A 13,627-nucleotide genomic window follows, 5' to 3' on the forward strand; every position below is an offset into this window, starting at 1 on the left:
ACGGTCATTTCAACTGGACGTAATCTTGTAACGGCGGCGCTTTGCTGAAACTGTGACCCCACTTTTTGGAGTGAGGGGAGCGCTATGCGCCGTATTTTGATTTCTTCCGTGGCTGCACTGGCTTTGTCGGCTGTGGCACCGATGGCCGTGGCCGCTCCGGCGGCTGCGCCCGCCGTGGCCAGCGCCCAGAGCGAGGACGCCCGTCTGGCCGAGTGGTTCGAGGCCGCCTATCAGGCCCGCCTGTCGCTGAGCCCGCAACAGATGACCTCGATGGGTCTGAAAACGGACTATGACAAGCTGGACGACCAGTCGCCGGAGGCACAGGCCCGTTCGCTGGCTCTGGCCGAGGCGCAACTGGCCGAACTGAAGTCGTCTTTTGACGTCAGCAAGTTGTCGACCCAGAACCAGCTGTCGGTGCGTCTGTTCGAATATCAGGTCGAGCAGCAGCGCCTGTCGGCGCAATGGCGCGACTGGGGCTTCCAGTTTGCCGCCAACGGCAACCCGACCACCACCCTGCCGGTGTTTCTGATCAACAACCACCGCGTGACCAGCGTGTCGGATGCCGAGGCCTATGTGGCCCGTCTGGTCGATACCGAGCGCTATATGGGTCAGGTGGCGGCTACCCTGCGTGACCGCACGGCCAAGGGGATTGTCTCGCCGATCTTCGTGTTCGAACCCAGCATCGACAACACCCGCGCCGTCATCCAGGGCGCGCCGTTCGAAGGCGCGGGCGTCAATCCGGTGTGGGAGGACTTCCAGAAGAAGGTCAGCGCCCTCGATACCGATCAGGCCACCAAGGATCGCCTGCTGGCCTCGGCCCAAGCGGCTCTCACCGGCCCGTACAAGCGCGGTTTTGAAACCGTCCTGACCGCACTGGGCGAAGCGCAGGCCAAGGCTGACAGCAATGACGGCGTGTGGCGCCTGCCGGACGGCGAGGCCTACTACAACTCGCGTCTGAAGTTCTCGACCACCACCAATCTGACCGCCGATGAAATCCACAACATCGGTCTGGCCGAAGTGGCCCGCATTCAGGCCGATATGGAGAAGATCAAAGAGCAGGTCGGCTTTAGCGGCACCCTGCAAGAGTTCTTCACCTTCATCAAAACCGACCCGCAGTTCCAGTATCCGAACACGCCGGAAGGCAAGGAAGCCTTCCTCGAGGACGCGCGCGGCTATGTGAACCGTGTGATGGAGATCGCCCCGCAGTGGTTCTCCATCCTGCCGAAGGCCAAGCTGGAAGTGCGTGCGGTCGAGCCGTTCCGCGAAGCCACCGCCTCGGTCGCCTTCTACAACCGTCCGGCACCGGACGGCTCGCGTCCGGGCATCTACTATATGAACCTGTCGGACATGACGCAGGTACTGAAGCCGCAGGTTGAAGGCATCAGCCTGCACGAAGGCGCGCCGGGCCACCACTTCCAGATCGCCTATGCTCAGGAAATGGAGGGTGTGCCCTCCTTCCGTCGCTTTGGCGGCTATGGCGTCTATTCGGAAGGCTGGGGCCTGTATTCCGAGCAGCTGGGCAAGGAGATGGGCTTCTATCAGGACCCGTACTCGGACTTTGGCCGTCTCTCGACCGAGCTGTGGCGCGCCGTGCGTCTGGTGCTGGACACCGGCCTGCACGCCAAGCGCTGGAGCCGCGAGGACGCTATTTCCTACTTCCGCCAGAACTCGCTGCTGTCTGAGCGCGACATCGTCAAGGAAGTCGAGCGCTACATCACCAATCCGGGTCAGGCGACCAGCTATAAGATCGGCGAGCTGAAGATCTTCGAACTGCGTCGCAAGGCGCAGGCGGCGCTGGGTGACAAGTTCAACATCCGTGACTTCCACACGGTGGTTCTGGGCTCGGGCGCTGTGCCGCTCGAAGTTCTGGAAGAGCAGGTCGATGCGTGGATCGCTGCTGGCGGCGGTCATCCGAGCCTGTAAGAAAACAGGCGCGTAAGCGACACGGGGGCGGGAGGTTTCAGACCTTCCGCCCTTTTGCTTTTGCCCTCTCTCTCTTTTGCTTTTGAGAGGGTTCGGCGCTAAAGGCCGCGCATGGCTTTTACCGCAACCGTCCTGACCATGTTCCCCGAGGCCTTTCCGGGCCCGCTCGGCGTGTCGCTGATCGGCACCGCATGGCGCGAGAAGGGGCTGTGGAATCTGGAAACGCTGGACATTCGCGCGTTTTCCGAGGATAAGCGCGGCTTCCTGGACGACACCCCTGCGGGTGGCGGTTCGGGTCAGGTACTCAAAGCGGACGTGGTGGCAAGGGCTTTAGACAGCCTTGAAGGTCCCCCTCGGCCGCTTTTGTACATGAGCGCACGCGGCAGGCCCCTGACGCAGGCGCGAGTGAAGGAGTGGGCGAAAGCCGACGGTATCGTCGTGCTGTGCGGCCGTTTCGAGGGGGTGGACCAGCGGGTACTTGATGCGCGCGGGTTCGAGGAGGTCTCCGTCGGAAACGCGGTCCTTGCCGGTGGCGAGGCAGCGGCCATGGTGGCGATCGAGGCGTGCGTCCGGTTGGTGCCGGGGGTCTTGGGTGCGGCGGAAAGCCTGACGTCCGAGAGCTTCGAAGACAACCTTCTTGAATATCCGCAGTACACGCGACCGCGGACGTTCGAGGGGCACGAGATTCCCGAGGTTCTGCTGTCGGGCGATCATAAAAAGATCGCAAAATGGCGTCAGGAACAGCGGGAAATCACAACGCGGGAACGGCGCCCAGACCTCTGGGAGCAGTATCTCGCCAACTTACAGGTAAAGAGCAAATAAGCTCCGGAGATAGACCATGAATATCGTTCAGCAACTCGCTGCCGAAGAAAAAGCCCGCCTGCTCGAAGGCAAGACCATTCCGGATTTCCAACCGGGCGACACCCTGCGCGTGAACGTGCGCATTAAAGAAGGTGAGCGCGAGCGTATCCAGGCCTTTGAAGGCGTCTGCATCGCCCGTGATGGCGGCGGCATCAACGAGACCTTCACGGTCCGCAAGATTTCGTTCGGTGAAGGCGTCGAGCGTCGCTTCCCGATCCTGTCGCCGAACGTTGAGTCGATCGAAGTGAAGCGCCGCGGTGTCGTCCGTCGCGCCAAGCTGTACTACCTGCGCGACCGTCGCGGTAAGTCGGCCCGTATCGCCGAACGTCAGACCGCTCGCAAGGTCGCCGTTCCGGTCACCGGCACTGAAGAGTCGACCGAAGGCTAAGATCAGCCCTTCGCTGATAATGAAAAACCCCGTCGCGGATGCGGCGGGGTTTTTTGCTGTCCGGACCCTGGATCCGTCAGTTCGGGGCGTGTGGGTCCGCGCTCTGGTCATGCGGGTCCAGATAGTCGCTCAGCGCAGCCAGATCGCTTTCGGCGGCGATGATCTGGTCCAGTCCGCGACGGATGGTCTCGCGGGTGGTGGCCGACAGCTTCTGGTCGTTGCGAGCGTTCTCGAACTGACCCTTCAGCTTGGCCTCGGCGTTCTGGACCATTTCAAAAGCGGACTTCTGGCTACCCAGTACCGCCTGGGTGAAGCCGTTGAAGGCGCGCGAGGCCTTGGCGAGGATCGAGCCGTTGTCCTCGGGCGTGCCGCCCCGGTCACGAACCTCCTGTTTCAGGGCTTCGGCTATGTCGAGGCGTTCCGCAGCGCGGCGCTCGAACCATTGGCTGTAGCGCGGGTCGTTGGTCTGGTCGGAGGCTCCGCGATAACCGTCGGCGCAATCGATCAGGCCTTCGATAAGGGAGTTCAGCACTTTGATATCGTGACTGTTGGCGCTCATGGGGAGGAGGCTCCTTTCTGGAGACTTTTGAACGCCCTCGATGGCCCACAGGTTGCTTATAGCTGCGTCCGCAGGCTCCACAGTTCGGGAAAGCAGCGGCGTTTCAGCGTCTCGACCAGATAGCCGACCCCGTCCGTACCGCCCGTGCCCATCTTGCGCCCGATGATGCGCTCGACGGTGACAATGTGCTTGTGACGCCATGTCAGCAGGGCATCGTCCATGTCCACCAGCTTTTCCGCGAGTTGGTACAGCGGCCACCAGCGTTCGGTGTTGCGATAGACCTCCAGCCAAGCAGCCTCGACCGCCGGATGGGCCTCATACTGGGTGGAGACGTCGCGGTTCAGCACCTCTTCGGGAATGTGCAATCCGGCCAGATGCAGCTGGCGCAGGGCATCGTCATAAACGGACGGGGCTTCCAGCGCGGCCTTGAGCGCGGCATGGGCCTGTGGCCGCTCGGCATGAAAGCGCAGGAAGCGCGGGTCTTTTAGACCCAGCATGGTTTCCAGACGGCGGAACTGGTCGCTCTGGAAGCCGGACGATGCGCCAAGGTCGCCACGGAATTTCAGATAGTCGGCAGGCGTCATGGTCGCCAGAATGTCCCAGCTCTGGGTCATCACCGCCTGAATACGGCTGACGCGGGCCAGCGACTTATAGGCGGGCACCAGATCGCCAGCGCGGATCAGCGACTGGGCCAGCGCCACCTCGTGCAGGATCTGCTTGAGCCACAGTTCCTTGGTCTGGTGGATGATGACGAAGAGCATTTCGTCATGTTGGTCGGTGCGCGGGCTTTGCGCACCGAGCAGCTGATCCAGCGACAGATAGCCCGCATAGGTCACGCCCTGAGGTTCGTGGCGCGCATTTTCGATCGACTGGCTTCGGATATCGTTGGCTTGGGTCATGGGTCCTGTATCGCCCGTTTGAAGCGAAATTGGAAACGCCCCGCCGGATGAGGGACGGGGCGTGTTCGCAGTCTGCGATGGCAGGATTTTTACTGGCCGGCGGTCACTTCGGCGACTGCATCGCGACCGGCAGCAGCAGCCTCGGCAGCGGTTTTGTAGATGAAGCCGTAGGTCGGATATTCGGTGGTGCCTAGATCGTTGATCGGATTGTACCAGACCTTGACGCGGCTCCAGTTGCCTTGGTCGGAAACGTCTACGACGGTGACGTTCTCCTCGACCTTGCCGCGGCTTCCGCCCCAGTTGGCGTGGGTGACGCGGATCACCCGATCAGTCAGAACATCGGAGACAACCGCCACGTGGCCCGCGCGCATACGGCCATGGGGTTGGAAGACGAGAACCGAACCGGTTTCCGGCGAAGTGCCGGTACGGAAGCGGTCTACGGCCTGACGCCACCAGGTCCACGCATCACCGAAAATCTGGATGCCGGAGAACATTCGGGCAAAGGTGACGCACTGCCAGTAAGGGTCGCGTGCTTCCACCTGCACCGGAGTGGCAAGCGTGAAAAATCCGAGGGTTGCCGCAAGAGCGGCGGCGGTGAGCCGTTTCATCATCTGGCGTGCTCCTGACTTCGGGGTGGTCAGATTACTAGAGCATGATCACCAAAGGTTGAAGCTTTGTTTCAGAGCGTAACGGAAAAAATCCACACGAAACCTAGGAGATCGACGGTTGGGAAGGTGAGACCTGCCGGATGGCGCGCCTCGCAGGCTGCTCGATCAACCGGTGCGCGATGGCGGCCAAACCCAGCAATCCCAGGATCAGAAGGCTCCATAGGGGCCAGCTAAACACCTTGTCGGCACTGCCTGTCAGCCGCGCCATCAGATTGACCGACAGCATCAGCCACGGGGCTGAAAAAATATAAACGGCATAGCTGATTTCGCCCAGCCACACCGTCGGACGGTACGCCAATAGGCCCGCGTGGCGATCATTCAGGCCCGCCAAGGACACGATCAGACTGCCCGCCGACAGCACGGTTAGAAGGTCCGATCCGATCAATCCCGCGCTCAGGATCATCATGGCCGCCCCGATCCCGATGCCTACCCAAGGCCGCGACGGCCTGTGCTGGCGATAGGCCAGATACAGGGCACAGCCATAGGCAAAACAGGGCACGATCCGCAGCGCGCCCCAGTGATAGGTCGCCTGCGTCAGCGCGGACCCCGTCAGGCGCGGAAAGCCGAGATAGAGGCCGATCATCAGTCCGATGGCCAGACCCAGCGCGATCAGCGGTCTTTGCCTTAACCGCCACGTGACCAGCGCATAGGCGGGAAAGGTCAGATAGGCGAACCACTCGGCCGACACCGACCATGACGGATGGTTCCAGCCCGCAACATCGGTCACGCCCCAGGCATTGATCATCAGCAGATTGGGGATCAGGCTGGGCCAGTGCAGCACATTGTCGCTGATGGCGATGCCCGCAGCCGAGGCCGCCAGCCCCGAGACCAGTACCGTCAATAGCGCGGCCAGATGCAGCGGATAGATGCGCGCCAGCCTCGCAGCGACAAAAGCGCGGTAGGAAAACCGCTTCTGGCCGAAACGCTCCAGATAGACGTGGGCGATAATGAAGCCCGACAGCACAAAAAACAGCTCCACCCCCAGATAGCCCTTGGCGATGATCATCGGCGTGCCCGCCACGTCCAGATGCGGCCAAAAACTGAACAGCGCGACCCACAGGGCCGCGACAAAGCGCAGGCTGGTCAGCGGCTTCAGGTTTCGGGGTGTGTTGATCTGGAGCATGTGGCGACACCGTGGGGGAGGACGGCGGAGTCGGTGCACCTTTGGTGCCAAGCGGGCGAACCAAAGCCTGTCACGCATGTTTGCAATTCGACGATTAGGCTTGTGGCATCACAACGGCCAAGGTGCGGCCTTAGACAAAGGACATGGCGATGAGCTTTCTGGATGAACTGATGGGTAAGGGCGGCCTTCCGGGCGGGGCCGAGGCGATCGGCGGCGTACAGGAGCTGATCGAGTCCCAAGGCGGTGTGCAGGGCCTGACGCAGAAGTTCAGCGCCGGCGGTCTGGGCGATATCGCCAAGTCCTGGCTGGGCGGCGGCAACAACCTGCCGATCTCGGCCCAGCAGATCGAGGCCATCATCGGCTCTGGCCCGATCGGCCAGTTCGCGCAGAGGCTGGGTGTCTCGCCGGCTCAGGCTGCGGGGGTGCTGGCCATGGCCTTGCCGATCATTATCGACAAGCTGACGCCGGATGGCGATGCCGCCAATCCGAAACAGGGCGTGGATATGGGCGACATCCTCGGCGGCCTGCTGGGCGGCGGTACCGGTGGCGGGCTGGGCAACCTCGGCAGCATCCTCGGCGGAATGCTGAAGAAGTAATTACGCCTCTAGGTCGTAGGTGACGCCGGTCAAATACAGGCCGTCCGACGGCGCAACCGGTCCGCAACGTGTGCGGTCGGCGGCATCAAGGGCGGCCTTGAACTGTTCCGGCGTCCAGCGACCCAAGCCGACCTCGGCCAGCGATCCGGTCATGGAGCGCACCTGACGGTGCAGAAAGCTGCGCGCCTCGAACACAAGATGCACTTCCTGACCCACGCGGGTTACGCGCGCGACATCCATGGTCTTGATCGGGCTTTGCGCCTGACACTGGGCATCGCGGAAGCTGGTGAAGTCGTGCTGGCCCAGAAGGTATTGGGCCGCGACATTCATCGCCTCGGCATCCAGCTCTTTTTTAACGTGCCAGACTCGGCCTTGATCAATCGCCGGACGGCCCGGGCGATTCAGGATGCGATAGAGGTATTTGCGTCCATTGGCCGTAAAGCGCGCATGCCAGTCATCGCTGACCGGCACGCAGTCCAGCACCGAAACCGCCTCGTCCAGCATATGGGCGTTCATGGCGTTCATAACGGTGCGAGCAGGCCAGTCCTTGTCCAGATCGACATGGCAGGTCTGGCCCGTGGCGTGCACGCCCGTGTCCGTCCGGCCAGCCGCGGCGATACGCACATCCTGACCGCTGAAGGCCTTGATGGCAGCCTCCAGCGCGCCCTGAACCGTGGGCTGATCTTTCTGGGCCTGAAAGCCGTTATAAGCCGAGCCGTCGTATTCGACCGTGAAGCGGTAGCGGGGCATATCAGGCGCGCTGAGCCGAACTGAAAAGACTACCGGTTTCGATCTTGAAGCCGTTCAGCAGTTCGGTGCCCGACTGCTGGGCTTTGCCCGCACGCTGGGCGCGGATCAGGCGAACGGCACCTGTACCGCAGGCAATCGTCAGGTCCTGAGCGATCAACTCGCCCGGCTGGCCCGAGCCGTCGACCACTTCTGACAGCAGCGCCTTGATGCGGACGGGCTGGCCGTCGTGCTCGACCTCGAACCATGCACCGGGGAAGGGCGACAGGCCACGGATGTGGGCGTCCACCTCGGCGGCAGGGCGGGTCCAGTCGATCTGGGCCTCGGCAGAGGTGATCTTCCTGGCGTAGGTGACTTCCCCGACCTGTTCGACTTCCTGTGCACCACCGCGCTCGATGGCGGCCAAGGCGCGCGACCACAGGGCGGCACCGGTGTGGCTCATGCGTTCGGACAGGCTGGCGGCGGTGTCTGTCGGATAGATGTCCAGCACTTCGGACAGGATGATCGCGCCTTCGTCCAAGCCCTCGCTCATGCGCATGACTTGCACCGCGGTCTGCTTGTCGCCGGCCATGATGGCGCGCTGGATCGGTGCGGCCCCGCGCCAGCGCGGCAGCATCGAACCGTGCAGGTTGAAACAGCCCAGACGCGGCGCTTCCAGCACTTCGGTTTTCAGGATTTGGCCATAGGCCACGACGATAGCGGCATCCAGATCGAGCGATTTGAACGTCTCGATGGCCTCGTCGGATTTCATGGAGTCCGGCGTGAACACCGGCAGGCCCATCGACTCTGCAAAAGCATGGACGGGCGAGGGGGTCAGTTTCTGGCCACGGCCCTTGGGGCGCGGCGGCTGGGAATAGACCGCGACGATCTCGTGACCGGCGGCAATCAGCTCGGCCAGAGACGGCACGGCGAATTCGGGGGTTCCCATAAAGGCGAGGCGCATGATGACTCCTTCATCCCGTGCCGGAACATGGACGGGAGGGCCTCGCCTTTAAAGGAAGGAGAGGCTTACTGCCAGCGGGTGTGGGTGCTGCCGTCCAGATCCCATGCGCCACCGGCGTCCAGAGCGTCGTCAAAGTCCAGCAGGCGGTCCAGCAGCAGACCGGCCACAATACCAATGGCCGCCACGCCGATCAGGGTCGCAGCCGAGGCCACGCCAACCTTTTCAGCGCGGGTCATACGGCGACGTTGGGCGGGAGTCAGTTGGCGACGACGGGTCATCAGGCAGCCATCCTCTGGTGTTTCTTGACCTTGGCGACAGCGCGATCACGGCGCAGACGCGACAGGTGATCAATGAACAGCACGCCGTTCAGATGGTCCAGTTCGTGTTGGAAACAAACGGCATAAAGGCCGTCGATTTCTTCTTCGATCTTTTCACCCTGATAGTTCAGGTAGGACACGCGCACGCGGGCCGGACGCTCGACCGCGTCGTAGTACGACGGGATCGACAGGCAGCCTTCTTCGTACGGCAGGGTATCTTCCGACGACCACAGGATTTCCGGGTTCACGAAATAGCGCGGATTGCGCGACGCCTTTTCGGCCTCTTCGCCTTCCAGACCTTCCGGGACGTCCTTGTCGCCCAGGTCCATGACGACCACGCGGTCCAGCACGCCGATCTGCGGCGCGGCCAGCCCGATGCCGGGGGCGTCATACATGGTGTCCAGCATGTCATCCATCAGGGCACGGACCTCGTCGGTCACGCCGCCTTCGACCGGTTTGGCCACGGTCTTCAGGATGGCCAGATCGGCCGGATTATCGATGGTCAGAATGCGTCGGATAGCCATGGTCGGGAGGTAGGGTCTGCAGGTGACAAGGTCAAGATAATGCGACCTTGCCCCCTTATATCATGAAAAGGCGCGTGGACGGAGGCTTTAGGCGTCGTCCTGTTCCGGCAGCGGGCGCGGCTTGCGGTCTTCGTCGATGGCGACATAGGTGAAGATGCCCTCGGTCACACGCACGCTGTCGGCCTCGGCCTGACCGCGGGCGCGCTTCCAAGCCTCGACGTGGACGCGGATGGAGGTACGGCCAGTCTGGATGATGCGGGCGTAGATGGTCACCTCGTCACCGATGGTAACCGGCTGGTGAAAGACCATGCCGTCCAGCGCCACGGTGGCGCAGCGGCCTCCGGCACGCTCGAACGCCGGGGTGGCGCCGTGCAAGTCCATCTGGGCCAGCAGCCAGCCGCCGAAGATGTCGCCATCGGGGTTGGTGTCGGCGGGCATGGCGATGATGCGGCCATAAGGTTTGGTCTTGGGCAGGGTGGGAGGATTGATCGCGTCGGTGGTCATCTCAAACAGTCCGGGGCCGCAAGGGGGAGGAGGAGGTCGGCCCGATTTCGCCGGTTTGTGCGCGCGGCGGGCCTAAAGGGCAAATCACCTTGGGTGTCGGGTTTTGACGCAGGTGGCACGACAAGTCTTGTGGGATGCGCGGTGCGGTGCTTCATCGCAGGAATGAAGATGGCACTGGTCTATCCCCTCGCCGCGCTGGCCGAAATCGCGGGCTGTTTTGCCTTTTGGGCGTGGCTGAAGCTGGATCGCTCGCCGCTGTGGCTGGTGCCGGGTGTATTGAGCCTGATCGTCTTTGCATGGCTGCTGACGCTGGTGCCGACCGATGCGGCAGGGCGCGTTTTTGCGGCCTATGGCGGGGTCTATATCTGTGCGTCTCTGCTCTGGATGGGGATGGTGGAAAAGACGGCACCTGACCGCTGGGACCTGCTGGGCGGGGCGGTCTGTCTGGCGGGCGCGGCCATTATCTTGTTCGCCCCGCGCGGCTAAAGCCGGTCGAAGAACGCGGGCACGACCTGCGTTGCAGGGCCATAGTAGCCGTCGTCAAACAGGCTGGCACCGGTGGTAGGCTCCAGATTCAGCTCTACCGTCCGCGCCCCTGCCATCTTGGCCAGCTGCACAAAGCCTGCCGCCGGATAGACATTGCCCGAGGTACCGATGGAGACGAACAGGTCGCATTCCGACAGAGCCTTTTCGATCCGCTCCATCTCCAACGGTATCTCTCCGAACCAGACGATGTGCGGGCGCAGATAGCCCAGCGGATCAAACGGCGACGGATGATAGGGCTGAAGGTCGCCGCGCCAGTCCATAACCTTGCCCGTGCGGGTGCAGCGCGCCTTGAGCAGTTCGCCGTGCATATGGATCAGGCTGAACCCCTCGGCGGGCGCGATGTCCTCATGGGCGCGGTCGTGCAGGTCATCGACATTCTGCGTCACCAAGGTGAAGTCGCCTTTCCAACGCGCCGCCAGTGCGGCCAGCGCCCTGTGCGCGGCATTGGGCTCCACATTGGGCAGAAAGGCGCGGCGCTGGTTGTAAAATTCCTGAACCAGGGCCGGATTGGCGGCATAGCCTTCGGGCGTGGCGACCTGTTCGACCCTGTGCCCCTCCCAAAGCCCGTCGCTGGCGCGAAAGGTCGGCACGCCGCTTTCGGCGGATATTCCGGCTCCGGTCAGGACGACAAGGTTCATGGCGCTTCCTGCGGCTATAGATTTTGAGGCTCGTCGACCTATAGTTCCTGAATGTTGACGCTTGTAAATCGCCTATCTCTGACCGTGGCTGCGGCCTCTGCGGTTTTGTTCCTTCCGCTCAAGGGCATGGCCGAGCCGGTGACGGTGGACCTGATTATCCAGAACGCCCGTGTGGTGGATGTGGCCCAAGGCATGGTGACCGCCGACCGTTCGGTGGCCATCCGCGATGGCGTGATCGTAGGCGTGGTCAGTGATAGCGAACAGCCCCAGCGTTATGAAGCAGGCCGTATGCTGCACGTCGGCGGATCCTATGTGATGCCCGGCCTGTGGGACAACCACATCCATTTCGGCGGGGCAGGTCTTGAGGAAGAAAACGCCGACCTGCTGCCGCTGTTCGTACTGAACGGCGTGACGGCGGTGCGCGATGCGGCAGGTGATCTGGCGCAGACGGTCCTTCAATGGCGTGGCGATAGCCCGCGCGAGGTGGGCCCGCGCATCTTTACCTCCGGTCCCAAGATCGAAGGTATTGCACCGGTGTGGAAGGGCGTGATCGAAACGGGTAGCGAGGCCGATGTGGATGCGGCGCTGGACCGGCTTCAGGCCCTGAACGTCGACTTCGTGAAGATCACTGACAATACGCTGAAGCCCGAGCTTTTCCTCTATGCGGTGTCGCAGGCCAAGGCGCGCGGGATGAAGACGTCGGGCCATATTCCGATGGAGCTGACCGTGCTTCAGGCGGCGGAAGCGGGCCTGTCGACCATCGAGCACCTGAACTATCTGATGAAGGCCGGATCGCGCGAAGAGGCGCAGATTTCCGCCGACTATATCGCGGGCAAGCTGACCTATGCCGAGGCCATGGCCCGCTATGCCGAGACCTTTGACGAAGAGGTGGCTTTGCGCACCTATCGCCGTCTTGCCCAGCTGGGCGTGATGGCCTCGCCGACCCAGCACGGCTCGTCGCTGATTGCACGTCTGGACAGCGCCGACCATTCGAACGACCGCGAGCTGGCCTATGTGGGACCGGGCATCGTCGCCACCTATGACTGGCGCGTAGAGCGCTCGAAACAGGCCACGCCGGAGATGGTGCGCGCGCGCCATTTCGTCGAAGAGGTAACGCTGAAGACCCTGCCGCTGCTGCGTCAGGCGGGCGTGCGTATTCTGGCGGGCACGGATGCGGGCTATCTGAACAGCTACAATTATCCCGGCTTTTCACTGCATGACGAACTGGCACTCTATGTCGCCAATGGCCTGACCCCGCGCGAGGCGCTGGAAGCGTCGGTCATTAACGGTCCGGCCCTGATGGGGCTGAGCGCCAACTATGGCGCGGTCGAAGCGGGCAAGGTGGCAGACCTGCTGGTGCTTGAAGCCAATCCGCTAGAAGACGTCGCGGCCACCCGCCAGATCGAGGCGGTGGTTCAGGGCGGTCGGGTCCACGATCAGGAGGCGCTGCAACAGCTGGATGCTGCGATCCGCGCCAAGGTTGCCGAGGTGGAAGCGGCCAACTCTTAAGGTCTGGTGGCAGCCAGTTGATCCTGTAGCCAGTCGATCATGGCCCGTACCTTGGGCGGGACGTGGCGGGGGTGGGGGTGTACCGCCCACACCCCTTCATCGGGTGGGCGATGCGCATCGAGTACGGCCACCAGCGCACCGCTGTGCAGAGCATCCCGCACGTAGAAGTCCGGCAGTTGGCACAGCCCTAGTCCTTGCAAGGCAGCGTCCATAACCGCCGTGCCAGAGTTACAGCGCCAGCGGCTCATGGGCGTCATGGTGATTTCGCGCCCGCCCTCGGTAAAGCGCCATTGCTGGGAAGAGCCGCTGAGGGTGTCGTGGCTGGCGATTTCCGACAGGTCGCGCGGGGCACCGCGACGGGAGAGATAATCGGGGCTGGCGCACAAAATCAGCGAGCGCGAGGCCAGCCGCCGCGCCATCAGTCGCGAGTCTGTCAGATGGCCGAAACGTATCGCCAGATCATAGCCTTCGCCCACGAGGTCGCGCAGGCGGTTGTCCAGATCGAGGTCAATGCGCAGTTCGGGATACTGCCGCGCAAAGGCGTTGACGGCGGGGGCAATGAACCGCTCGCCATAGGAAACCGAGCAGGTCATGCGCAGAAGGCCGCGCGGAGCATGGTCATCCGGCTGGATGGCGGCCAGAGCCTCGTCGCGCTCGTCGATCAGGCGGCGGCAGCGGGCGAGAAACTCGCGGCCCGCATCGGTCAGTTCAACGCGGCGCGTGGTGCGATGAAGCAGGCGCGTTTGCAGCCGATCCTCCAGCCGCGCGATCTCCCGACTGACCGCCGATGTCGACAGTCCCAGCCGTTTGGCCGCGCCTGAAAAGCTCGCCTGCTCGGCCACAGCCGTAAACTCGTCGATGCCGTCCCATCTGCTCATGGGG

17 protein-coding genes are annotated in these 13,627 nt (G+C 62.9%); 6 read left to right on the forward strand and 11 right to left on the reverse strand.

The window, feature by feature from the left end; translation table 11 throughout:
• Positions 1-84 precede the first annotated feature (84 nt).
• From B3B04_RS01740 to rplS, 3 genes are all read left to right on the forward strand, one after another.
• Positions 85-1,923: a DUF885 domain-containing protein gene (locus tag B3B04_RS01740; protein WP_292039235.1), complete on the forward strand. Its 1,839-nt coding sequence runs from the start codon at positions 85-87 to the stop codon at positions 1,921-1,923.
• Between the two features lie 111 nt (positions 1,924-2,034).
• Positions 2,035-2,745, forward strand: a complete 711-nt coding sequence (trmD, locus tag B3B04_RS01745; RefSeq protein WP_292039237.1) for a tRNA (guanosine(37)-N1)-methyltransferase TrmD — start codon at positions 2,035-2,037, stop codon at positions 2,743-2,745.
• A 16-nt stretch (positions 2,746-2,761) separates the two neighbouring features.
• The gene (gene rplS, locus B3B04_RS01750; protein ID WP_292039239.1) at positions 2,762-3,172 is read left to right on the forward strand and encodes a 50S ribosomal protein L19; all 411 of its coding nucleotides are present in this window, start codon (positions 2,762-2,764) and stop codon (positions 3,170-3,172) included.
• A 76-nt stretch (positions 3,173-3,248) separates the two neighbouring features.
• On the opposite strand, the gene B3B04_RS01755 is transcribed toward rplS, so the two are convergent.
• The 4 genes from B3B04_RS01755 to B3B04_RS01770 all read right to left on the reverse strand — a co-directional run bounded on the left by B3B04_RS01755 (position 3,249) and on the right by B3B04_RS01770 (position 6,421).
• Entirely contained in the window at positions 3,249-3,731 is a 483-nt protein-coding gene (locus B3B04_RS01755; protein WP_292039241.1) for a PA2169 family four-helix-bundle protein, read from the reverse strand.
• A gap of 56 nt (positions 3,732-3,787) precedes the next feature.
• Positions 3,788-4,630: a tryptophan 2,3-dioxygenase gene (locus tag B3B04_RS01760; protein WP_292039243.1), complete on the reverse strand. Its 843-nt coding sequence runs from the start codon at positions 4,628-4,630 to the stop codon at positions 3,788-3,790.
• 89 nt (positions 4,631-4,719) lie between these two features.
• The gene (locus B3B04_RS01765; RefSeq protein WP_292039245.1) at positions 4,720-5,241 is read right to left on the reverse strand and encodes a CHAP domain-containing protein; all 522 of its coding nucleotides are present in this window, start codon (positions 5,239-5,241) and stop codon (positions 4,720-4,722) included.
• A gap of 100 nt (positions 5,242-5,341) precedes the next feature.
• Entirely contained in the window at positions 5,342-6,421 is a 1,080-nt protein-coding gene (locus B3B04_RS01770) for an acyltransferase family protein (protein ID WP_292039248.1), read from the reverse strand.
• Between the two features lie 149 nt (positions 6,422-6,570).
• On the opposite strand from B3B04_RS01770, the gene B3B04_RS01775 reads away from it, so the two are divergent.
• Positions 6,571-7,017: a YidB family protein gene (locus B3B04_RS01775; protein ID WP_292039251.1), complete on the forward strand. Its 447-nt coding sequence runs from the start codon at positions 6,571-6,573 to the stop codon at positions 7,015-7,017.
• Here B3B04_RS01775 and truA read toward each other — a convergent pair whose 3' ends face one another.
• The 5 genes from truA to B3B04_RS01800 all read right to left on the reverse strand — a co-directional run bounded on the left by truA (position 7,018) and on the right by B3B04_RS01800 (position 10,052).
• Positions 7,018-7,767, reverse strand: a complete 750-nt coding sequence (gene truA, locus B3B04_RS01780; protein WP_292039253.1) for a tRNA pseudouridine(38-40) synthase TruA — start codon at positions 7,765-7,767, stop codon at positions 7,018-7,020.
• A 1-nt stretch (position 7,768) separates the two neighbouring features.
• Positions 7,769-8,707 carry a methionyl-tRNA formyltransferase gene (gene fmt, locus B3B04_RS01785; RefSeq protein ID WP_292039255.1) on the reverse strand — a complete coding sequence of 313 codons (939 nt, stop codon included), beginning with the start codon at positions 8,705-8,707 and terminating at the stop codon, positions 7,769-7,771.
• A gap of 65 nt (positions 8,708-8,772) precedes the next feature.
• A complete protein-coding gene (locus tag B3B04_RS01790) occupies positions 8,773-8,985 on the reverse strand; it encodes a hypothetical protein (RefSeq protein WP_292039256.1) in 213 nt (70 codons plus the stop codon).
• Entirely contained in the window at positions 8,985-9,548 is a 564-nt protein-coding gene (def, locus tag B3B04_RS01795; protein WP_292039257.1) for a peptide deformylase, read from the reverse strand. Before def ends, B3B04_RS01790 begins: the two co-directional genes overlap by 1 nt.
• 87 nt (positions 9,549-9,635) lie before the next feature.
• Positions 9,636-10,052, reverse strand: a complete 417-nt coding sequence (locus B3B04_RS01800) for an acyl-CoA thioesterase (protein WP_292039259.1) — start codon at positions 10,050-10,052, stop codon at positions 9,636-9,638.
• 162 nt (positions 10,053-10,214) lie between these two features.
• Here B3B04_RS01800 and B3B04_RS01805 point away from each other — a divergent pair, with 162 nt between their 5' ends.
• Positions 10,215-10,538: a YnfA family protein gene (locus B3B04_RS01805; RefSeq protein WP_292039261.1), complete on the forward strand. Its 324-nt coding sequence runs from the start codon at positions 10,215-10,217 to the stop codon at positions 10,536-10,538.
• Here B3B04_RS01805 and B3B04_RS01810 read toward each other — a convergent pair.
• Positions 10,535-11,236, reverse strand: a complete 702-nt coding sequence (locus B3B04_RS01810; protein WP_292039263.1) for an NAD-dependent deacylase — start codon at positions 11,234-11,236, stop codon at positions 10,535-10,537. The genes B3B04_RS01805 and B3B04_RS01810 overlap by 4 nt on opposite strands.
• A 51-nt stretch (positions 11,237-11,287) precedes the next feature.
• On the opposite strand from B3B04_RS01810, the gene B3B04_RS01815 reads away from it, so the two are divergent.
• Positions 11,288-12,745 carry an amidohydrolase family protein gene (locus B3B04_RS01815; RefSeq protein WP_292039264.1) on the forward strand — a complete coding sequence of 486 codons (1,458 nt, stop codon included), beginning with the start codon at positions 11,288-11,290 and terminating at the stop codon, positions 12,743-12,745.
• Here the strand turns inward: B3B04_RS01815 and B3B04_RS01820 are convergent.
• A complete protein-coding gene (locus B3B04_RS01820; RefSeq protein ID WP_292039265.1) occupies positions 12,742-13,623 on the reverse strand; it encodes a LysR family transcriptional regulator in 882 nt (293 codons plus the stop codon). The genes B3B04_RS01815 and B3B04_RS01820 overlap by 4 nt on opposite strands.
• Positions 13,624-13,627 lie beyond the last annotated feature (4 nt).

Origin of the sequence: Brevundimonas sp. UBA5713 (assembly GCF_002419815.1) — a bacterium.
GTDB lineage: Bacteria > Pseudomonadota > Alphaproteobacteria > Caulobacterales > Caulobacteraceae > Brevundimonas.